The 24,285-nt window shown below is 59.1% G+C and carries 16 protein-coding genes; 9 read left to right on the forward strand and 7 right to left on the reverse strand.

What is annotated here, in order from left to right:
• Nucleotides 1-31: 31 nt before the first annotated feature.
• Entirely contained in the window at nucleotides 32-1,438 is a 1,407-nt protein-coding gene (locus GVL50_RS00160) for an FAD-binding oxidoreductase (RefSeq protein ID WP_159811311.1), read from the reverse strand.
• Nucleotides 1,439-1,490: 52 nt separating this feature from the next.
• On the reverse strand, nucleotides 1,491-2,306 hold the full coding sequence (locus tag GVL50_RS00165) for an AraC family transcriptional regulator (RefSeq protein WP_159811312.1): 816 nt from the start codon (nucleotides 2,304-2,306) through the stop codon (nucleotides 1,491-1,493).
• Between the two features lie 264 nt (nucleotides 2,307-2,570).
• On the opposite strand from GVL50_RS00165, the gene GVL50_RS00170 reads away from it, so the two are divergent.
• Nucleotides 2,571-2,843, forward strand: a complete 273-nt coding sequence (locus GVL50_RS00170; RefSeq protein WP_053120469.1) for a DUF1652 domain-containing protein — start codon at nucleotides 2,571-2,573, stop codon at nucleotides 2,841-2,843.
• Nucleotides 2,844-2,901: 58 nt separating this feature from the next.
• On the opposite strand, the gene GVL50_RS00175 is transcribed toward GVL50_RS00170, so the two are convergent.
• Nucleotides 2,902-5,376, reverse strand: coding sequence for a UvrD-helicase domain-containing protein (locus GVL50_RS00175; RefSeq protein ID WP_159811313.1), 2,475 nt, complete (start codon nucleotides 5,374-5,376; stop codon nucleotides 2,902-2,904).
• A gap of 235 nt (nucleotides 5,377-5,611) precedes the next feature.
• On the opposite strand from GVL50_RS00175, the gene GVL50_RS00180 reads away from it, so the two are divergent.
• Nucleotides 5,612-6,307 carry a pirin family protein gene (locus tag GVL50_RS00180; RefSeq protein ID WP_159811314.1) on the forward strand — a complete coding sequence of 232 codons (696 nt, stop codon included), beginning with the start codon at nucleotides 5,612-5,614 and terminating at the stop codon, nucleotides 6,305-6,307.
• Between the two features lie 142 nt (nucleotides 6,308-6,449).
• Here GVL50_RS00180 and pgm read toward each other — a convergent pair whose 3' ends face one another.
• From pgm to GVL50_RS00200, 4 genes are all read right to left on the reverse strand, one after another.
• Nucleotides 6,450-8,096: a phosphoglucomutase (alpha-D-glucose-1,6-bisphosphate-dependent) gene (gene pgm / locus GVL50_RS00185; protein WP_053119941.1), complete on the reverse strand. Its 1,647-nt coding sequence runs from the start codon at nucleotides 8,094-8,096 to the stop codon at nucleotides 6,450-6,452.
• Between the two features lie 106 nt (nucleotides 8,097-8,202).
• Nucleotides 8,203-9,603 (reverse strand): PLP-dependent aminotransferase family protein, encoded by a 1,401-nt coding sequence (locus GVL50_RS00190; protein ID WP_159811315.1) that lies wholly within the window; start codon nucleotides 9,601-9,603, stop codon nucleotides 8,203-8,205.
• A gap of 49 nt (nucleotides 9,604-9,652) precedes the next feature.
• Complete coding sequence (locus tag GVL50_RS00195) at nucleotides 9,653-11,116, reverse strand: hypothetical protein (protein WP_159811316.1); 1,464 nt, start codon at nucleotides 11,114-11,116, stop codon at nucleotides 9,653-9,655.
• A gap of 545 nt (nucleotides 11,117-11,661) precedes the next feature.
• Nucleotides 11,662-12,684: a zinc-dependent alcohol dehydrogenase family protein gene (locus GVL50_RS00200; RefSeq protein WP_053119934.1), complete on the reverse strand. Its 1,023-nt coding sequence runs from the start codon at nucleotides 12,682-12,684 to the stop codon at nucleotides 11,662-11,664.
• A gap of 270 nt (nucleotides 12,685-12,954) precedes the next feature.
• Between GVL50_RS00200 and GVL50_RS00205 the strand changes: the two genes are divergently transcribed.
• The 7 genes from GVL50_RS00205 (at nucleotide 12,955) to GVL50_RS00235 (ending at nucleotide 24,128) form a co-directional block, all read left to right on the forward strand.
• On the forward strand, nucleotides 12,955-13,869 hold the full coding sequence (locus GVL50_RS00205; RefSeq protein WP_053119932.1) for a LysR family transcriptional regulator: 915 nt from the start codon (nucleotides 12,955-12,957) through the stop codon (nucleotides 13,867-13,869).
• Between the two features lie 166 nt (nucleotides 13,870-14,035).
• Complete coding sequence (locus tag GVL50_RS00210; protein ID WP_159811317.1) at nucleotides 14,036-14,557, forward strand: sigma-70 family RNA polymerase sigma factor; 522 nt, start codon at nucleotides 14,036-14,038, stop codon at nucleotides 14,555-14,557.
• A complete protein-coding gene (locus GVL50_RS00215; RefSeq protein WP_159811318.1) occupies nucleotides 14,554-15,519 on the forward strand; it encodes a FecR domain-containing protein in 966 nt (321 codons plus the stop codon). The genes GVL50_RS00210 and GVL50_RS00215 overlap by 4 nt, the downstream gene beginning before the upstream one ends.
• A 175-nt stretch (nucleotides 15,520-15,694) precedes the next feature.
• Complete coding sequence (locus GVL50_RS00220; RefSeq protein ID WP_256671794.1) at nucleotides 15,695-18,031, forward strand: TonB-dependent receptor; 2,337 nt, start codon at nucleotides 15,695-15,697, stop codon at nucleotides 18,029-18,031.
• A 230-nt stretch (nucleotides 18,032-18,261) separates the two neighbouring features.
• Nucleotides 18,262-19,515, forward strand: coding sequence for a multidrug efflux RND transporter periplasmic adaptor subunit MexE (mexE, locus tag GVL50_RS00225; protein ID WP_053119928.1), 1,254 nt, complete (start codon nucleotides 18,262-18,264; stop codon nucleotides 19,513-19,515).
• 15 nt (nucleotides 19,516-19,530) lie between these two features.
• Nucleotides 19,531-22,710 carry an efflux RND transporter permease subunit gene (locus GVL50_RS00230; protein WP_053119927.1) on the forward strand — a complete coding sequence of 1,060 codons (3,180 nt, stop codon included), beginning with the start codon at nucleotides 19,531-19,533 and terminating at the stop codon, nucleotides 22,708-22,710.
• On the forward strand, nucleotides 22,707-24,128 hold the full coding sequence (locus GVL50_RS00235; RefSeq protein ID WP_053119925.1) for an efflux transporter outer membrane subunit: 1,422 nt from the start codon (nucleotides 22,707-22,709) through the stop codon (nucleotides 24,126-24,128). Before GVL50_RS00230 ends, GVL50_RS00235 begins: the two co-directional genes overlap by 4 nt.
• Nucleotides 24,129-24,285 lie beyond the last annotated feature (157 nt).

The raw sequence follows: 24,285 nt of genomic DNA on the forward strand, positions 1-24,285 counted from the left end.
TCTTTTGGGCGTTCTTAAAATCAATCGACGTTTAGTGCATGAAACCTTCCATGAAACCGGCCACTTGGCTGGCGAGTTTGCGCCGCCATGGCGCGGTCGCTGGATTGGCCAGGGTCTGGTCTTCATGGACGAAACTTTTGATGATCGCGTTGTAACCGAGCCAGCGGCACGGCTCAGGTTCCCAGGCACGCAGCGCATGAATGCCGCCGTCCGGCAGTACCCACGGCTGATGCACCAGTTCGCTGTCGCGTTCAAGAATCAGATCCGCCAGGGTGCGGCCGCCGAGGTTGCTCGCACCGACGCCCTCCCCGCCATAACCGCCGGACAGCGCGATGCCATTGGCGCGATCGCAGAGCATGTGCGGCTTGAAGTGTCGCGACATGCCGAGGTTGCCGCCCCAGGCGTGAGTGATTTGCACGTTTTTCAGTTGCGGGAACAGTTCGCCGAACAGATAACGGCGCAGTTCGACCTCATCGCGGGTCAGATCGAAGTTGTGGCGCAGCTTGCCGGCGAACTGATAACCGCCACGGGCACCGAAGATCAGGCGGTTGTCGGCACTGCGCTGGCCGTAAGTGACCTGACGGCTGAATTCGCTGAAAGCCTGGCCGCGATTGAGGCCAATCTCATCCCAAGTGGCGGCGGACAACGGTTCGGTGGCGACAATCAGGCTTTGCACCGGCAATTGATAACGGCCGAGCGGCGGCAAGGTCACCGAATAACCTTCAACGGCCGGGACGATCCAGCGACTGCGCACGCTGGCCTTGGCGGTGCGCAAGCTGCCGGACTGCCAATGCGTGACCGGACTGTTTTCGTAGATCTTCACACCCATGCTTTGCACGGTCCGCGCGAGACCACGCACCAGTTTCGCCGGGTGAATGGTCGCCACGTGCGGCGCGTAAATACCGCCGTAAGGCTTGGCCACGCGAATCTGCTGCGCCAATTGCTCGGGGCTGAGCCAGCGGTAGTCGTTGTCGTTCAGGCCTTGCGCGTGCAGTTTCGCCAAGTATTCACGCAGCGTGGCTTCCTGCTCCGGGTAACGTGCAGCGCAATACAACACGCCGCCCTTGCGATAATCGCAGTCGATGCCTTCGCGTTCGAGGACGACTTCAACTTCATCGGGAATGCTGTGCAGCAGATCAAACGAGGCGCGGCGCTGTTCAGGTGACAGTCCGGCGAGCAAGCGATCTTCACCGAGCAGATTGCCCATCAACCAACCGCCGTTGCGACCCGATGCGCCAAAACCGGCGGTTTGCGCTTCGACGATGGCGATGTCCAGGCCGGGAGCGTGTTTCTTCAAGTAGTACGCCGTCCACAGCCCGGTGTAACCGGCGCCGATGATCGCCACATCGACGTCGAGATCCTGCGTCAGCTCGGGCCGCGCGGTCAGCGGCTCGTCGAGTTGATCCATCCACAAACTGATAGTGCGCCACGCCGGCATGCAAGACTCCGCCACTGAAAACCTTCGATGGCGTCGATCCTAGTGCGTGGGCTTAAGCGTTGTCTTGCGCGCGTGTCCGCAAAGAAATTTGTTTGACGTAGGCCTTCGGAGACTGGCCGGTGTGCTGACGGAAACAGCTGTAGAACGCCGACACCGAGTTGAAGCCGGCGGCGAAGGCCAGCTCATCAATGCGCACGGGGGGCGTGGCGCCATCCAGCGAGCGCAACAAATGCTGCAACCGCGCCTGGTTTACGTAGCGATAAAAGCTTTGCCCCAGCACCTGATTGAGCAGGTAAGAAATCTGATTGCGGCTGTACCCGCACTCCTTCGCCACTCGCTGCAGGTCGAGTGCGGGATCGAGATACGGTTGCTGTTTTTCGAAGTATTGCTGCAGATCTTCGGCCATAAAGCTCAGTTGCCGTGGCGACAAGCCCAGACGACTGACCGCCGGGCGCTGATTCGACGCCGAAGTCCCGCCTGCCTGCGCACGCACCAGTGAGGCGTATTCGTTGACGCGCCAGATCAGTCCGTCCTTGACCGTGATCGCTTCACTGGAGCGGAACGACACCAAACCGTCGCCGCCGCGCAACGTCACTTCGTATTGAATGAACGCGGTGTTGCCGTCGACGCGAATGCGGTCGCAATGCTCGAGCGCTTCGTCGGATTCTCGCGGCATGCTGACACGCACGTACTCGCGCAGGTCGTCGAGGCCGAGCACGCGATTCTGAAAGAAGTCGTTGTATTCGATGTCCGGGTGATACAGCGCCATGACGGCGTCCAGATTGCGGTGTTTCCAGCTCAGGTGATAGCGCATGACCGTGGCGGCCGTGGCCTCGGTCTGTTGTGGGCCGTCGTCATCGGCGTGCATAAAAGGCTCGGCGAAAAAGAACCGAGCTTGCCCAACTTCGCCTCGGGCAGCAATGGCCAATCGATAGTGGCCATTTGGCGATAAGTGCATTTGGCGTGACGCACATCAAAAAACCGGTCGCAATCGCCAAATGAACTGAAAAATCTCACAGAAAATTCACATCCGGATGCTACTTTTAAGTCCTGACACTGGTTGAGCCAATGAAGGCTCTTCCCACCTACCATGAGCAAAAGGAAACGCTCGATGATGAAGGCGGGCAACAACATGAATAAAGGGTCAAGCAAAGTCACGTTCCCCAACGCTTGCCAGCTGATGCGCTGGCATTTTCATCCCATGGGTTTCGAGGCCACGATGGACGCGCCGGGCAGCATGGTCGCGCGTCTGTTTGATCGCGCCAGCGGCGAAACCCTGATCGCCATCGCCGGCATCCCGTGTGCAACGGTGATGAATGCGGCGGATGTCGAGCGGATGATTGAAGCGGTGGAGGATGAGCTGGAAGCTTTCATACCGCCTGAATCTCTCAGGAGTTATGCATAAGCTTTTGATTGACAAAGAAAAGCCCGCCGTTAAGCGGGCTTTTTTGTGGGCGAAGGTTTCAGGCGGTCTGGCTTTCTGCGCGGTGATCGACAAAGAACGCCTTGCCTTTGGCCACCCGCTCGGACGCTCGCGGCATGTTCACCGCTTGGCTTTCCTGTGGTTCGACGTACCAATAGCAATGGCTGACGGCGCGGGTGATGCCGACATAAGCCAGGCGCAGGATTTCGTCTTTTTGCGCGCTGTCGTAGGGCTCGCTGTCGCCACTTTTGCCTAGCCCGGCCATGCGGTAAACCTGATTTTTGTACGGCGAGCTGGTCAGGTGCTGACAATCGCCGAGCAAAAATACCGCATCAGCTTGCAAGCCTTTGGCGCTGTGATAGGTCAGTTGTTTCAGGCGCCGAGCTTCGTATGGCAAGCTCGAATCCACATTAACCACAGACTGAATATGCTGCTCTATCAATAACTTATCGCTGCTTTTTCGATAGAGCATCAAGATCGAATCGCCCTGACGGTAGTGTTCGGCGAGGCGCTGACCAAGACCTTGGTCATCTCGCTCCAGCACATTAACCGGTTGTAGTGGTTTGGGCTCGCCGCTGGACTTGGCTTTCTTGCCGGGGATCGCCGGCGCTGCGCGAACGATGTGCTCGGCGGCGTCGATGATGTGCTGGTGGCTGCGATAGTTGTCGCTGAGCATGACCCGCGTGGTGCTCGGCGACGGGAATTCCTTGTTGAACTCCATGAAATAACTCGGCGAACTGCCTCGCCAGCCATAGATCGACTGCCAATCATCACCCACACACAGCAACGACGAGCGCTGCGCGCCGCGTCCGACGTGCATGGCCGGGCCTCGGCTGCGAATCTCCGTGAGGCTCGCGCGAATCCACGAGACGATCTGCGGCGAGACGTCCTGAAACTCGTCGATCATCAGGTGCGACATTGGTCGCAGCAGCTCATCGCTGAGCAACTTGAGGTTCTCCGGCGAGTGTTCGCTGAACAGCGCAAACATGCGGTTGTAGGTCATCACCGGCGGTTTCTGATCCAGCAGATGATCTTCCAGCGCACGCCAGAACAGGCTCAATGCCTCGAAAAACAACCGATCCGGGTCTTCCTTGGCGAAACTCATGCGGCCTACGGCGTCCGGCACGTCCAGTCCCAGGTTCTCGATAAAGCCGGCGGCGGCGACGAAACAATCAAGTAGCGGCGCGGAAGCGAGTTCGCCTTTAACCTTGTAATCAAAGCCCGGACCCGCGCTGGCATCACCGGCCAACGTGGCCAATACGCGTCTCGATGATTCGTAGGAATCTATCCATATCAATGGCTTACGACAGAAAGCTTGAAACAGGGTGCGCTTAACCGCCCATTCTGCGCGGATAGAGAGTTTGGCGTTTGGCCGACAGATCTGGGCGTTTTCGCGCGGATCAAAGCCCAGCACCACCCACGCGTCGAGGCTTGGAATGTAGCCATGGGCATGGAATTTCGCGCCATTGATGTCGAAGGTCTGGCGGTTCGGTTCGATGCCTTTGATCGGCCAGGCGCCCGCGCGAAACCATAGATCCTCGATGGCGTCGCAGAGTTCTTCGTCGCGCTTGGCGGCCAGCTCGGTTACCGCCACGCGTTTCTGCACGTCCGGGTGATCGCGTTCCAGCTCTTTAAGCTGCAACGCCGCGCGAGACAGCGGCTGTATCAATTCGCGGAAACGTTCATCGCGAGTAAACAGGCGGTGATAACAGGCATTGAGCTGCTGACGCTGGGCGTCGTTGATGCGCAGGTCGAAAGGGTTGCTGTCGACCTCTTCATCGCTGCCCTGCGGGCGATTGCTGAGGTTTTCGAAGGCTTGCAGGCGTTCGAACCCCGGCAGGCTGCGCACCATCGGCAAAATGCGCGAGTGAAAGGTGCGCACCAGTTCGCGCGCCTGTTTCGGGCTCAAGGCCTGACCCCAGAGCGCGAACATTTCCATCAGCTTATTGATGAAGTCTTTGCGCGACTCACGGGTGAAGGTCACCACGGTCATCGAATCCAGCTCAAAACCCAGATAGTGCGTGAGCAGCAGAATGCGCAGCACCAGCGTGGTCGACTTGCCTGCCCCGGCGCCGGCAACCACCGAAGTGGACGGCGTCTCGCTGAAAATCATTTTCCATTGCGCGGCACTCGGTTGCGCCTTTTCGGGAAGCAACCGAGCGACATCGGCTTTGATGCGTTTCTTCAGTTCGGCGGTCAGTGGCAAACGCCAATCATCGAACAAGTGGTTGTCGATGCTCGGCGGTCGATGCTCGGTGTTGCGGCTGTCGCGAATCAGCAGAACCTGACGGCCTTCCTCCAACCCTTCAAGCTTGCCTTCGTTAAAACCGTATTCGACGCCAGCGGTGTGCCCGCTGCGAAAGCCATCGGCCTGGCCATGCAGCCACGACGCGCGGTGTTGAGCGCGTAAACGGGTCAGGCCGTGGCCGAAGAAACGCGCGGCCAAACGCTTGAACCAAGGCATCTCGGCCAGAGGACGAAGTTCGGGAGGTAGATCGGGGGTGTGTTGCGCCACGCTGACGACTCCAGGGTGTGAGGCTGTTGGCTCTATGGTGTCTGCATTTGCCGTCGAGTTCTAGCGAAATGCTTGCAGGTCATTGGTTTAGGCGATGAATTGAAGGTTGTGCTTAATCATTTTTACGCTGTTTTCTATCGACTGATTCGATGGTAATGCCGCAGTTTTTACGCTTTTTATCGATGTTTGGCTGATGGATGATGGCCGTCATAAACCTCGTTTTCAGGAGACGATCATGCTCGAACTCAGACCCTTCAGCTCGCTGGGCGGCGCCCATCACGGCTGGTTGGATGCCCATCACCATTTTTCGTTCGCCGAATACTACGATCCGCAACGCATGAACTGGGGCAACCTGCGGGTGTGGAACGACGACGTGATCGCCGCTGGCACAGGCTTCCCGCAGCACCCGCATCGCGACATGGAAATCATCACCTATGTGCGTGAAGGTGCAATTACCCACCAGGACAATCTGGGCAACAAGGGCCGCACCGAGGCTGGCGACGTGCAGGTCATGAGCGCTGGCACCGGTATTGCGCACAGCGAGTACAACCTGGAGGCGCGTGACACCAAGATCTTTCAGATCTGGATTTTGCCGACCGAGACTGGCGCACCGCCGTCGTGGGGTGCCAAGCCGTTCCCGAAAGGTCAGCGCGAAGGTTTTGTGACGCTGGCGAGCGGTAAGGACGGCGATGATCAGAGCCTGCGGATTCGCGCCGATGCGCGTTTGGTAGCAGCGAATATCAAGGCTGGGGAAACGGCGGAGTATCGACTGGATGAAGGCCGCCGGGCGTATCTGGTGCCCGCGACTGGCGTGATTGATGTCAATGGTTTGCGGGCTCAAGCACGCGACGGTGTGGCGGTTGCGCAAGAGCGAGTGTTGACGGTGACGGCGATTGAAGACAGCGAGATTGTGCTGGTTGATCTGGCTTAAGTGGCAGGCATGAAAAAGGGGTGACCATTTTGGTCACCCCTTTTTTGCATCTGACATACGGCCCTGTGGCTGAGTGTCTTTGTGGTGAGGGGATTTATCCCTTCACCACAGATGCATCACCTACAAAGTGTGCAGGCCCAGGTTACTTAGTGGAAATCGCCCCATCCACCAACGTCTGCGCCTCTGCCACCAGTTGCTTGAGGTGATCGTCGCCAATAAAGCTTTCAGCGTAGATCTTGTAGATGTCCTCAGTGCCCGACGGACGCGCCGCGAACCAGCCGTTCTCGGTCATCACTTTCAAACCACCGATCGCCTGATCATTGCCCGGCGCATGACTCAGAATGCTCTGAATCTTCTCGCCGGCCAGTTCAGTCGAGGTCACTTGCGTCGGCGACAACTTGCTCAGCAAAGCCTTTTGTTCCGGATTCGCCTTGGCGTCTACGCGCACGGAAAACGGTTCGCCCAGTTCATCGGTCAATGCACGGTAAGCCTGACTCGGGTCGCGACCGGTACGAGCAGTCATTTCCGCTGCCAACAGGGCCGGGATCAGACCGTCCTTATCAGTGCTCCAAACGCCGCCATCCTTACGCAGGAACGATGCACCGGCGCTCTCTTCACCGCCAAAACCCAGCGAGCCGTCGAACAGACCGTCGGCGAACCATTTAAAACCGACCGGCACTTCATACAGGCGACGCCCCAGACGCTTGGCCACGCGATCGATCAAGCCACTGCTGACCACGGTTTTACCCACGCCAGCATCGGCGCGCCATTGCGGACGGTTCTGGAACAGGTAATCGATGGACACGGCGAGGTAATTGTTCGGCGCCAGCAAACCACCGGACGGCGTGACGATGCCGTGGCGGTCATGATCCGGATCGCAGGCGAAAGCCACGTCGAAACGCTCTTTCAGACCGATCAGACCTTGCATCGCATGACTGGACGATGGGTCCATGCGAATCTGACCATCCCAGTCGACGGTCATGAAACGGAAGGTCGCATCAACTTCTTTGTTGACCACTTCCAGATCCAGACGATAGTGCTCGGCAATCGCCGACCAATAGCGCACCCCTGCTCCGCCCAACGGATCCACGCCCAGACGCAGTTTGGCGTCACGAATGGCGTCGAAGTCGATCACGTTGATCAGGTCGGCGACGTAGGTGTTGAGGTAATCATGGCGGTGCGTGGTGCTGGCCTTGAGCGCTTGCTCGTAGCTGATGCGCTTCACGCCCGCCAGTTTGTTCGCCAGCAACTCGTTGGCCTTGGCTTCGATCCACTTGGTGATGTGGGTATCGGCCGGGCCGCCGTTGGTTGGGTTGTATTTGTAGCCGCCGCTTTGTGGTGGGTTGTGCGACGGCGTAATAACCACGCCGTCCGCCAGGCCAGTGGTACGGCCACGGTTGTAGCAAAGAATCGCGTGGGAGATCGCCGGCGTTGGTGTGTATTCATCACCTTCGGCGATCATGACGGTCACGCCGTTGGCAGCTAGAACTTCCAGCGCGCTCGCCCCGGCCGGGGTCGACAATGCGTGAGTGTCGATGCCGACAAACAGCGGGCCGGTGATGCCCTGGGCTTCGCGGTACAGGCAGATTGCCTGGCTGATGGCCAGAACGTGCCATTCATTGAAACTCAAATCAAAGGAACTGCCCCGGTGTCCGGACGTGCCGAACGCCACGCGCTGGGTCGAAATCGATGCATCAGGCTGGCCGGTGTAATAGGCCGTTACCAGTCGCGGGATATCGACCAACAATTCTGCCGGTGCCGGTTTGCCCGCAAAAGGACTGAGTGTCATGCAAAACCTCTGAGATCGAGTGGTTCAGGAAATACAGCGCAGTTTACTGGCAGTTTGACCACAGTGCGATGGGATGTATCCGGCACATCGCAGAAGTTTTCTAACGTCACTCGACAGGCGCAAGGCGCAAGGCGTCACCGACAAGCCCGACCACGCTGGCCAGATCATGATCGCTGTGACTGATCGCGCTCAAGCGCAAGTGCTGCGCGTGCTGTCGATGCAGGCTGAACAACTCGCCGGGGGCAATCACGACCTGTTGCCTGAGCAAGTCATGAAACACGTCGCTCATGTTCACCGTCCGCAGCGACCGAACCCACACCGTCGCCCCGCCCTGTGGCTCGACTATCTGCAAGGCATCGCCCAAACGCTCGCGCAACAGCTGAATCAGGTGGGTTCGGCGTTCCTTGAGTAACCGCCGCAACACCAGCAAATGCTGATCGATGCGCCCACTCGCATATAAACGCGCGATGGCTTTTTGCCGAGTGACCGACAAGCGGAACGAGCGCAGCAGAAAATGCCGCTGCAATTCGCTTCGCCACTGACGTGACAGGACGAAACCGTAAGGGGCTTCGGTGCCGATGATCTTGTCGAAAGCGGAAAACACCAGCAAACGCTCGGGATCCAGCCAGTCGCGTAACCGCTGGCCATCGTGCTCGTCTGCCAGCTCACTGCAACAGTCATTTTCCAGCACCCAAGTGCCCTGCTCCGCGAGTAATTTTGCAATCAATTGCCGATTGGCCGTCGGCGCGGCGCTGCCATGCGGCAGATTCAATGCCGAAGACAATAAAATCAGTCGCACAGGTTCAGTCTTGAGCAACGACGCCAGCCATTGAGGATCCAGTGCGCCATCGATCTGCAACGGCAACTCGATGACGCGTACCTCGGCCGCCTCGAACAGACGCAGGATCACCCAGTCACAGGGTGACTCGACCAGAACCGTGGCCTGGCGCAATTCCAGCACGGCGATGAGTATTTCCAGCACGGCGCGTAGATCAGCGCCGATGTAGACGTCATCGGCGTGCCAGCAATGAGTCGATGAAGTGGTGTAGCGCGCCGCCAGAACCGTGCGCAATTCCAGTTCACCACAGGGTTGCAGCAACAATTGTGGCTGGCGCGGGTATTGCCGCAGCAACTCCCTTTCCAGCATCAGCAAAGGACTGTCCAGCGGCTGCAGTGACGCCGGATCGTCGGTGCTCAACACGCACATGCCCGGGCGCCGGGCGTTGACATAGACAGCCTCTAGCAGATCGCTGCCATTGGCCGGCGGCACCAGGAGCGAGCGGGCTTTTGCGTAATAACCGGACTTGGCTATCGAGTAAACCCGCCCTTCCTTCTCCAACAACGAATACGCGTATTGAATGGTCGAGATCGACACCTTCAAGCGATCGGCCAATTGGCGCAATGACGGCAATCGCATGGCGCCAGCGGCGTCGGACTCGTTAATCACCGACGTCAGGTAGCGGTAAACCGCTTGGTAAGCAAAATCGTTTTCACGCAAGACCTTCATGAGCCCTCATCCATAGGCATTGGCGCAATATGTGCCAAAAGGCTCAAGTTCAACCTTCCGCCGACCGGTCACCCGCAACGACATCTGCCTCGCTGGCATCGGCGCGAGAGCCTGATGCTTCAGTCGATTGCGGCATGTGAATCGGCCCCATAGCGTACAAACGGCTGATCAGTTTGACCGGCAATCCGCTGACGTCGGTCATCCACTTCATGACCTGCTCCGGCGCACTCGAGCCCTGCATGGCGCGGTGCAGGTCAGGCAATGCCACCAGCATGCCGGGGTGGCACTTGCGCAGAAACCGCTCGAGCCCGGCGCCGTGATCGATGAACGGCGCAAACAACAGGCACGTGAGTTGGGTTTCACTGATTGCGAACGCCGCTTGCAGGTGATTGGCCGCTTGAATGCGCCGCTGCTCGAGGTCGAGCAAGTTGCCGAAATTGGCCAGCAACTGCTCGCAAACCGGTTCTGGCACCTGTTTGAGGCGCATCGTCAACAAGCTTTCCTGCAAATATTCGCTGATGCCGGCCTCGTACGTCCGCCCCTCGATCACGCACGCCTGCAAACCTTGAAGATGCGCGGCAAGCAGTGGCTCAACGTAGTCGTTGTCGCTGTGATACAGCGCAAGATCGTCGGCCTGGAACCCGAGAAAATCACTGAGCAAAGGCCAGCGCTCTTCAAGTTTTCCGACAATCATGTCGTTGATAGCGATAAAACTGGTGCGGCGACAGGCCTCAAACTTGCCCTCCGGGCGCCATGGCAGGTGCTCACCGTCTGCATGAAAATGGCGGTAGAAATCTGGGCCAAGACCGTCGAGCAACGGGAACAAAGCATCAAAACCACCGTGCCCAGCAGGCAAACCACCGATTTCGGCCTTGAGCGCAGCGCGATTCAGCCCCTCGAGAAACTGCTGTTGTCGGCGCGGTGTTTCAGCACCAATCATCGCATCGACGCCATTGTTCCAGCGGGCGATCTGGCTGTAGAACTCCGCCGTAGCCAAGTAGGCGTCGTCCCACAGCTCAAGGGGCTCATCCCATGTGCGGCGATGGCCGGCCATCAACAGATTGACGCGATTGGCTTCACGACTGTCCTCGCTGGCGGGCGTCTGATAATCGAATGGCAGCACCTCGCGATGATCCACCATCAACAGTTCAACCCGAGGGTCGTCATACAGAAACAGTGCGCTGTAGCTGCGGTGCATGTTCTGCAAGGCGAAAGGACTTGTGCCGTTCCAGCGCAGGTTGGCCACGCGCAACTGGAATGTCGCCGGTGAACGACTGGCCAGGCTCAACTGCGCGGCCCGCAGCAGGGCCAGCGTGTAACAGCTGTCCCGGGAGCCCGACTGGACGACCAGCACCTTGAAATGACCGATGTTTTCCATGCCGCCAGCGGCCACCAGCAGTCGCTGCATCAATAGCTGCAACGCCGTACGTTCTGCGCGTGAGAAGAAGCTCAGCAAACGCTGCAGGACTTGCTGGTAGACATAATTCATTGCCTGATCATGGATCGTGCTCATCGGTATTTACCCGGTATCAATAGTTTCATGCTGCGCAGACTGAATGCTCGGTCGCACAACAATTCATCAATAAGTAATAGACGCTCAAATGCTAACACTTACGCAATCGTAGTTATTTGAAACACTTGAACAGTTAAGACCCCACCAACGCCCACACCACGGGCTTCAACCGATTGTTAAATAACGGTATTTTTTTGTGGAAAATATTCCTAGGAAACTTCCCACAACAGCCCACGACAATTGAGTACAAGAAAAAAGGACGCAACTTCGGAATAGCCCTACAACAATTAAACAGAAATTGACACGACCAGCAGAAGTAGCCGTTTGATATTGCACAGGGTAAATAGAATGCACAGCCATGGCTCATTCCTTGAGATGAAAGTAATCATTCAATTATCAGGGCTTATATAGCGATTAGAAGATACAGATCGAGAGCAAAAACCAGTTCAGTTGCTGAATGGCCCTACACGCATCACGCGCAGGCAGTCTCTTTTTGGGGGATAAACGCAAAGAGTCCGTGGGGCCACGGACTCTGTTCAGCAGTGTCAGGCCGGTTCGACCTGCAGGGCGACCCGTTCGCGACACGGGCATTCATCCATGTAGCGGTGTGCTTCGACAAACTCATCGAACGGGAACACCCGAGTCTTGAGCGGCAGCAGCACACGATCAGCGGTCAGCTGGTTGATGTCACGCAAGGCACGTTGCAGCGCCACGGAATCCTGCGTGATGCCCAGCTCCGGTTTGCCAGTGAAGTTGCCGATGCAGTGCACAAAGAATTGAATGTTCTTCTGGAACGCTGCACACGCCGGGAATGGCGTCTGGTTGCCACCTTGCAGACCGTACAACACCAGGCTGCCACGCGGGGCGAGAACGTCACCGAGCAACGACATCTGCGGGCCACCCAGGCCATCGAACACTACGTCAACGCCGCGGTTGTCGGTGATCTTGTTGATCCGCATCAGCAGATCTTCTTCCTCGGTGACGATGACTTTCTCGGCACCCAGCGACAGCAGGTATTCACGCTCTTCCGCGGTTTTGGTCGCGGCAATCACGCGTACACCCAAGGCTTTGCCCAGTTGTACAAAGGACGGCCCGGCGCAGTGGCTGGCGTCAGTGACCAAGGCGAATTGCCCCGGTTTGACCCGCGCCAGATCGGCGTAGGCAAAATAGGCAATCAGCAGCGGCGTGTAATGCACGCTGGCTTCGATCGGGCTGAGGACGTCTGGATAACGGGTCAGCGCGGTACGCGGCAGCAAGATCTGCTCGCCGTAAACCGGGTAATCGTTGGCGCTCTCGGCCGGAAAACTGGCAACTTTGTCGCCTACCGACAAGTCATCGACACCGTCACCGACGGCGGTGACCACACCGGCCATCTCGTGACCGAGGCCTGCAGGCAAACGTGCCTGAGACGAGGCAAGGTTCTGACGCCAGAGCGTGTCATACCAGCTGATGCCGATCGCTTCGACACGTACCTGCACTTCGCCAGGACCTGGCTGAGCGGCCGCATGCTCTTCGCATTTGAGCACCTCGGCGGGACCAAACTTGTGAAAACGGATCGTGCGGGACATCGCAAACCTCGTCAAAGTAACCTCTAATGCCATGAACTCTATCTGGGCTTTTAACCCAAGACTATCAGTGGCTATTAATAGTCGACATGCCTGTCATTGATTCCGCAGTATGGGCGGCATTGGCACAATCCAGCAAAAAATCACTGCCACCGGCTCGGTAAAGCTGAATTTACCGGTGCAGAGTACCAGCCTTTCCCCGTAAGATTCATGCTGGCCATTGTTCTCATATGGCCGCTCTCGTCAAGCTTGATGACTCTGCCAGGACTCCAGATGAATCGTAATGACCTGCGTCGTGTCGACCTGAACCTGTTGATCGTATTCGAAACATTGATGCACGAACGCAGCGTGACCCGGGCGGCAGAAAAGCTCTTTCTCGGTCAACCGGCGATCAGTGCGGCGCTCTCGCGCCTGCGTAGCCTGTTCGATGACCCGTTATTTGTACGCACCGGGCGCAGCATGGAGCCGTCTGCCCGCGCGGTGGAAATCTTCGCCCTGCTCTCGCCGGCCCTCGATTCGATTTCCACGGCCGTCAGCCGCGCGGCAGAATTCGATCCGGCGACCAGCACCTCGGTGTTCCGCATCGGTTTATCCGATGACGTCGAGTTCGCCCTGCTGCCGATGCTGCTTAAACGCCTGCGCGCTGAAGCACCCGGCATCGTCTTGGTGATTCGTCGCGTCAACTACATATTGATGCCGGGCCTGTTGGCTTCCGGCGAGATATCCATTGGCGTCAGCTACACCACCGACCTGCCGGCCAACGCCAAACGCAAGGTTCTACGTCGCAGTGCGCCTAAACTGCTGCGCGCCGATACCGTGCCGGGGCCGTTGAGTCTGGATGATTACTGCGCGCGCCCGCATGCGCTGGTGTCGTTTGCCGGCGACCTCAGTGGCTTTATTGATGAAGAACTGGAAAAGCTTGGCCGCAAACGGCATGTGGTGCTGGCCGTGCCGCAGTTCAACGGGTTGAGCACGTTGCTCGCGGGCACTGACATCGTCGCGACCGTGCCGGATTACACGGCGGAAGCGCTGACGGCGGCTGGCGGGGTTCGTGCGGAAGATCCGCCGTTGCCGACGCGCACGTTTGAGCTGCACATGGCTTGGCGTGGGTCGCAGGATAATGATCCGGGGGAGCGCTGGTTGCGGTCGCGAATTCAGATGTTCTTTGGCGATCCGGACAGCCTCTAGAACCCACCATCGATAGTGACGTCGTCGCTGACACCTCAGCGACGTTAGCCTCTTTGCGCCAACCCCTGCTGCGAAAATTCCTACGCACACTTCTTGCCGCCACACCCAGCCGATATATATGATAAGGATTATCATTTGTACCATCCTTATCCGGCGCCCTCCTACGATGCTTCCATCTCCTCAAACCAGTTTCTGCGATGTCGCTGTGCTCTATCGCCAGCAGCACGGTTGGTTACAGAACTGGCTACGGCGTCGGCTCAATTGCTCGCAGAGTGCGGCGGATCTGGCGCAGGACACGTTCATGCGCCTATTGGCCAAGGAACAAGTGCCGGAACTACACGCCCCGCGCACGTTTCTGGCGAAGGTGGCGCAGAGTGTTCTGTGCAATCACTACCGCCGACAAAAACTCGAGCGCGCTTACCTTGAAGCACTGGCAGCAATGCCTGAACAGGTCGCGCCGAGCCTGGAAACGCAGGCCATTCTGCTGGAAACCCTGATCGCCCTCGACGCTGCGCTCGAAGGTCTTGAGCGCCCGGTGCGCGAGGCGTTTCTATTGTCGCAAATGGACGGTTTGAGCCACGGTGAGATCGCCGCGCGGCTCGACGTTTCGATCACCACGGTCAAGCGCTACATCATCAAGGCCGGGGCGATGTGCATCATGCTCGACGATAGCCTCGACCTGCCATGAACCGCGAAGACACTTTGGCGATTTCCGGCGACGTCGCCGAGCAGGCCATGCACTGGCACCTTGAGTTGCAGGAGCCCGAGGTCAGCGAAGCGACGCTCGCGGCGTGGATGCGCTGGCGTCAGGCGCACCCGGTGCACGAGCACGCCTGGCAACGGGCGGAAGTGTTCGCTCGACGCATGCGCGACCTGCGCAGCCCCGACCAGCGTCCCCTCGCCCACGCCGCCCTGCGACCCACGCTGTCACGGCGTTCGGCGCTCAAGCAGTTGAGCGTTTTGTTTGCGGCCGGTGCCGGTGCCTGGGCCATGAAAGACACGGCGTTGGTGCAAGACTGGCGCGCGGATTACTACAGCCAGGTTGGCGAGCAAAAGAGCTTTACGCTGGCCGATAACACGCAAATCCAGCTCAACACCGACAGCGCAATCAACGTGGTTTTTGAACGGGAATTGCGGCGCATCAAGTTGCTGCGCGGCGAGCTGCTGGTCACCCGCGCCGATGGCCGATTGTTGTCGGTGGACACCGCTCAGGGTCGACTGGAATCCGCACTGGCGCGCTTCAGCGTCAGACAGCGCGCCGGTTTCACCCAGGTCAGCGTTTATCAGGGCACGTTGGTGATCAACCCTTCCCGTCTGCCGCATCAGCCCATCGCGTTGAAGGCCGGCGAGCAAATCAGTTTCAGCGCCGGGGAGATTTTCAGCAGGCAAACCATTGCACTCACCGCGCCGGCCTGGAGTCAGGGCATGCTGGTCGCGCAGGGCCAGCGTCTGGCCGACTTCCTCGAAGACCTGAGCCGTTATCGCCAAGGCCATCTGGCCTGCGATCCGCGTTTGGCCGACCTGCGGGTTTCCGGCACCTTCCCCCTCGGCAACACCGAGAAAATCATCTTCGCCGTCGCCGACACTTTGCAGCTCGAAGTGCAGCAGTTCACTCGCTACTGGGTGACGTTGAAACCGCGCACCGCCTGATACTGAAAAATATTCGCATTTGGGTGGTCTGATTTCGATTCTCGCGAGACTTAAACCCCAGACATTCAATTCAATGGGGAAGCAACTCGTGAATCTCACCGCACGCAAACGCCAGGGCTGGCAATTCTCGATCAAACAGAAACTGGCCGGCGCCGTGGTTCAAGGCATCGCTTGCATGACTGTGACCGCACCACTGCTGATCGCGCCGAACTGGGCCGCTGCCGAGCAAGCGCAAGAAGATTTCGATATCCCCGCTGGCGCACTCGCACCGGCGCTGACGCGTTTTGGCCAGACTGCGCACATCCTGTTGTCCTATTCGACATCGCTGACCGAGGGGCGCAGCACTTCCGGTTTGAAAGGTCGTTACGACGTCGACCAAGGTCTGGCGATTCTGCTGGCCGGTTCCGGGCTTGAAGCCAGTCGCGGCGCCAACGGTAATTATTCGCTGCAGGCCAGCACCGGTGATGCGCTGGAGCTGGGCGCGGTGTCGATTTCCGGCAAGGCGCCGGGTTCGACCACTGAAGGCACCGGGCTCTACACCACGTATTCCTCCAGCAGCTCGACGCGGCTGAACCTGACCCCGCGTGAGACCCCGCAATCGATGACGGTGATGACCCGCCAGCGTCTCGATGACCAGCGCCTGACCAACCTGACCGATGCCCTCGAAGCCACGCCGGGCATCACCGTGGTGCGCGACGGTCTCGGTTCGGAAAGCGATTCCTATTGGTCGCGCGGTTTTGCGATTCAGAACTACGAGGTCGACGGCGTTCCCACCAACACGCGCCTCGACAACTATTCGCAAAGCATGGCGATGTACGACCGCATCGAAGTCGTGCGCGGTGCCACCGGTTTGATCAGCGGCATGGGCAACCCGTCCGCGACGATCAACCTGATCCGCAAACGCCCGACCGCTGAGGCGCAGGCCAGCATCACCGGTGAGGCCGGCAACTGGGATCGCTACGGCACCGGTTTTGATGTGTCGGGGCCGCTGACGGAAACCGGCAATGTGCGCGGACGCTTTGTCGCCGACTACAAGACTGAGAAAGCCTGGATCGACCGTTACAACCAGCAGTCGCAGCTGATCTACGGCATCACCGAGTTCGATCTGACGGAAGACACCCTGCTGACCATGGGCTTCAGTTACCTGCGCAGCGATATCGACTCGCCGCTGCGCTCCGGCCTGCCGACGCGTTTCAGTACCGGCCAGCGCACCGACCTGCAACGTTCGCTAAATGCTGCGCCAGACTGGTCGTACAACGATCATGAACAGACAAGTTTCTTCACTTCCATCGAGCAGCAACTGGGCAACGGCTGGAGCGGCAAGATCGAACTGACCCACGCCGAAAACAAGTTCGACGAACTGTTCAACTTCGCCATGGGTGACCTGAATACCGACGGCAGCGGTCTGTCGCAACTGCCGGTGCGTTTCTCGGGCACGCCGCGTCAGGACAACCTCGATGTGTACCTCACCGGCCCATTCAGCCTGTTCGGGCGCGAACACCAGTTGATTACCGGCATGACCCTCTCACAGTACAAAGAAAGCACGCCGAGCTGGGGCGGTTGGCGTTACGACTACAACGGCTCGCCGGCGGGCGCTATCGACAACCTGTTCACCTGGGACGGCAACTCGGCCAAACCGGACTTCGCCGTCAGCGGCAAATCGTCGATCGACGAAGACCAATACGCGGCGTACCTGACCTCGCGTTTCAGCGTCAGCGATGACTTGAGCCTGATTCTCGGCAGCCGCGTGATCAACTGGAAACGCGACACCTCGGATCGCCCGTATGGCGGCGAAGAAAGCGAAGTCAATCGAGAAGAAAACGGCGTGTTCATTCCGTACGCCGGCGTCGTTTACGACCTCAACGACACCTGGTCGCTGTACGCCAGCTACACCAAGATCTTCAACCCGCAAGCCTCGTGGGTCACCGACGAAGACAACAAACCGCTCGACCCGATGGAAGGCAAAGGCTACGAGATCGGCATCAAGGGCACGCACCTCGATGGCAAGCTCAACTCCAGCCTGGCCGTGTTCAAACTGGAGCAGGACAACCTGGCGATCTGGCAACACGACAACGTCTACAGCTCCGAGCAGGACACCACCTCCAAAGGCATCGAGATGGAGTTGAACGGTGAACTGGCCGAAGGCTGGCAGGCCTCCGCCGGCTACGCTTATTCGGTGACCACTAACGCAGACGACGAGCGCATCAACACCAACCTGCCGCGCAACAGTTTCAAGACCTTCACCAGCTATCGCCTGCACGGCCCGCTGGACAAAGTCACGATTGGCGGCGGCGTGAACTGGCAGAGCAAAGTCGGCGCCGACCTGCATACGTTCAGCCAGGGCAGCTACGCGGTGACCAACCTGATGGCCAAGTACGACATCAGCCACAACCTCAGCGCTTCGGTGAATCTGAACAACGTGTTTGATCGCGAGTACTACAGCCAGTCTGGTCTGTACGGGGTTTACGGCGCACCGCGCAATATCATGACGAGCTTCAAGTACAACTTCTGATCCGCTCTGAAGTGGCGCGCCCTCTTTATGGGTGCGCCATGCGCCGGCAGCGCCTCGCATGAAACTTTCATTAAGGATATTGATAGCACCCTAACGAAAGGTGCATACTAGAGGGCTCGCTACGGTCTTATATCATTCCGAATGATAGTTACCTTTGCTTCATTCGATTCGTGCCATCACAGCCTGCCGAGCATCATCCGCCCATCTTCAATACATTGGCGGATGCATCCATGGAACAGTCACTCAAACATTTGCGCTTCCCGTTGGCCATGCTGGCCATCCTGGTGATGAGCGCCTGCGGCAAGACTCCGGAGACTGCCGCCACCCAGCCTGCTGCCAAAGTCAGCGTGGCCAAGGTGATCGAACAACCGGTCAACGAATGGGACGAATTCACCGGCCGCCTCGAAGCACCGGAAACCGTTGAAATCCGTCCACGGGTCTCCGGCCAGATCGACGAAGTCGCTTTCACTGAAGGCGCCCTGGTCAAGAAAGGCGACCTGCTGTTCCAGATCGATCCGCGTCCGTTTCAGGCCGAGGTTCGCCGCCTCGAAGCCCTTGTCGCCCAATCCCGCGCCAACGCCACCCGCAGTGAAAACGAAGCCGGCCGTGGTGAACGTCTGCGTGCCAGCAACGCGATCTCTGCCGAACTGGCTGACTCGCGCACCAGCGCTGCCCAAGAAGCCCGCGCCGCCGTCGGTGCCCTGCAAGCGCAACTGGATCTGGCCAAACTCAACCTCAGCTTCACCCGCGTGACCGCGCCGATCACTGGCCGCGTCAGCCGTGCCGAGATCACCGCCGGTAACCTGGTGACCGCCGACACCACGCCGCTGACCAGCGTGGTTTCCACTGATCGCGTTTACGCTTACTTCGATGCTGACGAGCGTGTGTTCCTTAAATATACCCAACTCGCTCGCAACGGTCAGCGCGGCGCGACCACCCCGGTGTACATGGGCCTGTCCAATGAAGACGGCAACCCGCACCTCGGTCAGATGAACTTCGTCGACAACCAGGTCAACCCGAAAACCGGCACCATCCGTGGTCGCGCAGTGTTCGACAACAGCGACGGCACCTACACCCCGGGCCTCTACGCTCGCTTGAAACTGGTCGGCAGCGGCACCTACAACGCCATGCTGATCAACGACGAAGCGGTCGGCACCGACCTTGGCAAGAAGTTCGTGCTGGTAATGGATGCGGACAACAACACCGTGTACCGCGCCGTCGAACTCGGCCCGAAAATCGAAGGCCTGCGCATCGTCCGCACCGGTCTGAACAAGGACGACACGATCATCGTCAAGGGTCTGCAACGGGTTCGCCCTGGCTCGCCGGTTACCCCGGAAGTGGTGCCGATGGCCAGCGAACAGACCATCGCGGCACTCGCTCAACAACGTCAAGCGCTGGAAGCCAGCAACCTGCCCAAAGTCGCCCCTGCCAAGGGTGCGTCCGGTGCGGTTGTGAAGCTGGCCGCCACGACCCCACGCGGTTAAGGGACGACAACTCCGATGAATTTTTCCCAATTCTTCATTTCACGGCCGATCTTCGCAGCGGTGCTGTCGCTGCTGATCCTGATCGCCGGCGCGATCTCGCTGTTCCAGCTGCCGATCAGCGAATACCCGGAAGTCGTGCCACCGACCGTGGTGGTGCGTGCGAACTTCCCGGGCGCCAACCCCAAAGTCATCGGTGAAACCGTGGCGGCTCCGCTGGAGCAAGCCATCACCGGCGTCGAGAACATGCTGTACATGTCCTCGCAGTCGACCGCCGACGGCAAGATCACCCTGACCATCACCTTCGCCCTGGGCACTGACCTCGACAACGCGCAGGTGCAGGTGCAAAACCGGGTGACCCGTACCGAGCCGAAACTTCCCGAGGAAGTGACACGCATCGGTATCACCGTCGACAAGGCCTCGCCCGACCTGACCATGGTTGTGCACTTGACCTCGCCGGACAAACGCTACGACATGCTTTATCTGTCGAACTACGCGATCCTCAATATCAAGGATGAGCTGGCGCGTCTGAACGGTGTTGGTGACGTGCAGCTGTTCGGTATGGGCGACTACTCGTTGCGAGTCTGGCTCGATCCGAACAAGACTGCTTCGCGCAATCTGACCGCGACCGATGTGGTCACGGCGATTCGTGAGCAGAACCGCCAGGTCGCCGCCGGTCAATTGGGTGCGCCCCCTGCCCCGAATGCCCAGAGCTTCCAGCTGTCGGTCAACACTCAGGGCCGTCTGGTCACTGAGGAAGAGTTCGAGAACATCATCATTCGCGCTGGCGACAATGGTGAAATCACGCGCCTCAAAGACATCGCTCGCGTCGAACTGGGTTCCAGCCAATACGCCCTGCGTTCCCTGCTGAACAACCAGCCGGCTGTGGCGATCCCGATCTTCCAGCGCCCAGGTTCCAACGCCATCGACATCTCGAACGAAGTTCGCGGCAAGATGGACGAGTTGAAGAAAAGCTTCCCGCAAGGCATGGACTACAGCATCGTCTATGACCCGACGATCTTCGTGCGCGGCTCGATCGAGGCGGTGGTTCACACCCTCTTCGAAGCACTGATCCTCGTGGTTCTGGTGGTGATTCTGTTCCTGCAAACCTGGCGCGCCTCGATCATTCCGTTGGTGGCGGTGCCGGTATCGTTGATCGGTACGTTTGCGGTGATGCACCTGTTTGGCTTCTCGCTGAACGCGCTGTCGCTGTTCGGTCTGGTACTGGCCATCGGTATCGTGGTCGACGACGCCATCGTGGTGGTGGAGAACGTCGAGCGGAACATCGGACTCGGCCTGACGCCGGTCGAAGCGACCAAACGGGCGATGCGTGAAGTGACCGGCCCGATCATTGCCACGGCGCTGGTGCTGTGTGCGGTGTTCATTCCGGCGGCGTTTATTTCCGGCCTCACCGGGCAGTTCTACAAGCAGTTCGCACTGACCATTGCCATCTCGACCGTAATCTCGGCGTTCAACTCGCTGACCCTGTCGCCAGCGCTGGCCGCGGTGTTGCTGAAAAGCCACGACGCACCGAAAGACCGCTTCTCGAAAGTGCTCGACAAGATCTTCGGTGGCTGGCTGTTCCGTCCGTTCAACCGCTTCTTTGACCGCGCCAGCCATGGCTACGTCGGCACAGTGGGCCGGGTCATCCGCAGCAGCGGCATCGCCCTTCTGCTGTACGCAGGCCTGATGGTGTTGACCTTCTTCGGTTTCTCCAGCACCCCGACGGGTTTCGTACCCGGCCAGGACAAGCAATACCTGGTGGCTTTCGCGCAACTGCCGGACGCTTCGAGCCTGGATCGCACCGAAGACGTGATCAAACGCATGTCCGACCTCGCGCTGAAACAGCCAGGCGTGGAAAGCGCTGTAGCGTTCCCGGGCCTGTCGATCAACGGTTTCACCAACAGTCCGAACGCCGGCATCGTCTTCGTGACCCTGAAGCCGTTCGACGAACGTAAAGACGCGAGCATGTCCGCCGGTGCGATCGCCGGTGCCTTGAACGGCCAGTTCGCCAACATTCAAGAGGCGTACATGGCGATCTTCCCGCCACCGCCGGTACAAGGTCTGGGCACCATTGGTGGTTTCCGTCTGCAAATCGAAGACCGGGGCAACCTGGGCTATGACGAGCTGTACAAAGAAACCATGAACATCATCAATAAGAGCCACAACGTGCCGGAACTGGCAGGCCTGTTCACCAGCTACACCGTGAACGTGCCGCAGGTCGATGCCGCCATCGACCGGGAAAAAGCCAAGACCCACGGCGTGGCCGTCAGCGACATCTTCGACACCCTGCAGATTTACCTGGGTTCGCTGTATGCCAACGACTTCAACCGCTTCGGGCGCACCTATCAGGTCAACGTTCAGGCCGAACAGCAGTTCCGCCTCGAATCCGATCAGATCGGTCAGCTGAAAGTGCGTAACAACAAAGGCGAAATGATCCCGCTGGCGACTTTCATCAAGGTCAGCGACACCTCGGGTCCGGATCGCGTGATGCACTACAACGGCTTCATTACCGCAGAAATCAACGGTGCCGCAGCCCCAGGCTACAGCTCCGGCCAGGCCGAAAAAGCCATCGAGAAACTGCTCAAGGAAGAACTTCCGAACGGCATGACCTACGAATGGACCGACCTGACCTACCAGCAGATTCTGTCCGGCAACACCGCGCTGTTCGTGTTCCCGCTCTGCGTATTGCTGGCGTTCCTGGTGCTCGCCGCTCAATACGAAAGCTGGAGCCTGCCGCTGGCGGTGATCCTGATCGTTCCGATGACCCTGCTGTCGGCCATCACCGGTGTGATCATCTCGGGCGGTGACAACAACATCTTCACCCAGATCGGTTTGATCGTACTGGTCGGATTGGCGTGTAAGAACGCGATTCTGATCGTCGAGTTCGCCAAGGATAAACAGGAAGAAGGCCTCAACCCGCTCGCCGCAGTACTGGAAGCTTGCCGTCTGCGTCTGCGGCCGATCCTGATGACCTCCTTCGCGTTCATCATGGGTGTAGTGCCACTGGTGTTCTCCAGCGGTGCCGGTGCCGAGATGCGTCATGCCATGGGCGTGGCGGTGTTCTCCGGGATGCTCGGGGTGACTTTCTTCGGTCTGTTGCTGACGCCCGTGTTCTACGTGCTGATCCGTAACTTTGTTGAGCGCGGCGAAGCCCGCAAAGCGGCTAAGGCCCTCAAACTGGAGGCGCAACAATGAGTCTGAAAGTCTTCCTGCCGAGCCTGCTGGTGCTGGCCCTCAGCGCCTGCGCCGTCGGCCCCGACTACAAGACCCCAGCCACGGAGGCGGCCAACATCACGGCCGTCACCGACGGCGCCGCCGGGCAAAAGAACTTCGACCGTTCGAAATTCGAAGGCATCTGGTGGCAGCAATTCGACGATCCGACCCTCAACCAGTTGGTGACCCAATCGCTGCAAGGCAACCGTGAACTGCGCGTGGCGTTCGCCCGCTGGAAAGCCGCTCGGGCAATCCGCGACGATGCCAGCAACGATGCAATGCCGACCATCACCAGCCGCGTCAGCAGTGATCTGGCCAAGGGGCAAATCCCCGGCCAGACCACCGACCGGGTCAACAGCGAACGCTATGATCTCGGTCTGGACATGGCCTGGGAGCTCGATCTGTTCGGACGCATCCAGCGCAATCTGGAAGCCAGCGACGCCGATCAAGAGGCTGCCAAAGCCGATCTGTACCAACTGCAAGTCACCATGATTGCCGAACTGGTCGACGCTTACGGTCAACTGCGCGGCGCTCAGTTGCGGGAAAAGATCGCCGTGGCCAACCTGAACAACCAGCAGGAGTCGCGCAAGATCACCATCAGCCTGCGTGACGCCGGCGTTGGTGATCAGCTCGACGTCGAACGTGCCGATGCGCGTCTGGCTTCGGTAGAAGCCAGCGTGCCGCAATTGCAGGCCGAACAGGTTCGGCAGAAAAACCGCATCGCCACCCTGCTGGGTGAGCGTCCGGACAAGCTGACCGTCGACCTCAGCCCAAAAGACTTGCCGGCGATTGCCAAGGCCTTGCCGATTGGCGATCCGGGTGAACTGCTGCAACGTCGCCCGGACATTCTCAGCGCAGAACGCAACCTGGCGTCGGCCACAGCGCGCATCGGCGTGGCGAAAGCCGATCTGTTCCCACGGGTCAGCCTCAGCGGTTTCCTTGGCTGGACGGCCGGGCGTGGTTCGCAAATCGGTTCCTCGGCGGCCAACGCCTGGGCACTCGGCCCGAGCATCACCTGGGCTGCGTTCGACCTTGGCAGCGTGCGAGCGCGTTTGCGCGGCGCCGATGCCGAAGCCGAAGGCGCATTGGCGACTTACGAGCAGCAAGTGCTGCTGGCCCTGGAAGAATCGGAAAACGCCTTCAGCGATTACGGCAAACGTCAGCAACGGCTGATCTCGCTGATTCGTCAGAGTGAGTCGAGCCGCAAGGCTGCTGACCTCGCCGAGATCCGCTATCGCGAAGGCACTACCGACTTCCTCGTGCTGCTTGATGCTCAGCGTGAACGTCTGAACGCTGAAGACACCCAGGCGCAGGCCGAAGTCGATCTGTATCGCGGCATTGTCGCGATCTACAAAGCCCTCGGCGGCGGCTGGCAACCGGAGACTGTTGCCAGCAAGTAATCGATTGTTAAAGAGCTCCTTTGGTTGGCCGCAACCAACCAAATTTTTTGCCCCGCGTATCATTCGGTCGCGGGGCTTTTTTGTGCCTGCCGAATGAACCGACTTCATGTAGGAGCTGCCGAAGGCTGCGATCTTTTGATGTTGCTTTTGGATGGGC

It is taken from the genome of Pseudomonas sp. 18058 (genome assembly GCF_902706155.1).
GTDB classification, from domain to species: Bacteria; Pseudomonadota; Gammaproteobacteria; order Pseudomonadales; family Pseudomonadaceae; genus Aquipseudomonas; species Aquipseudomonas rustica.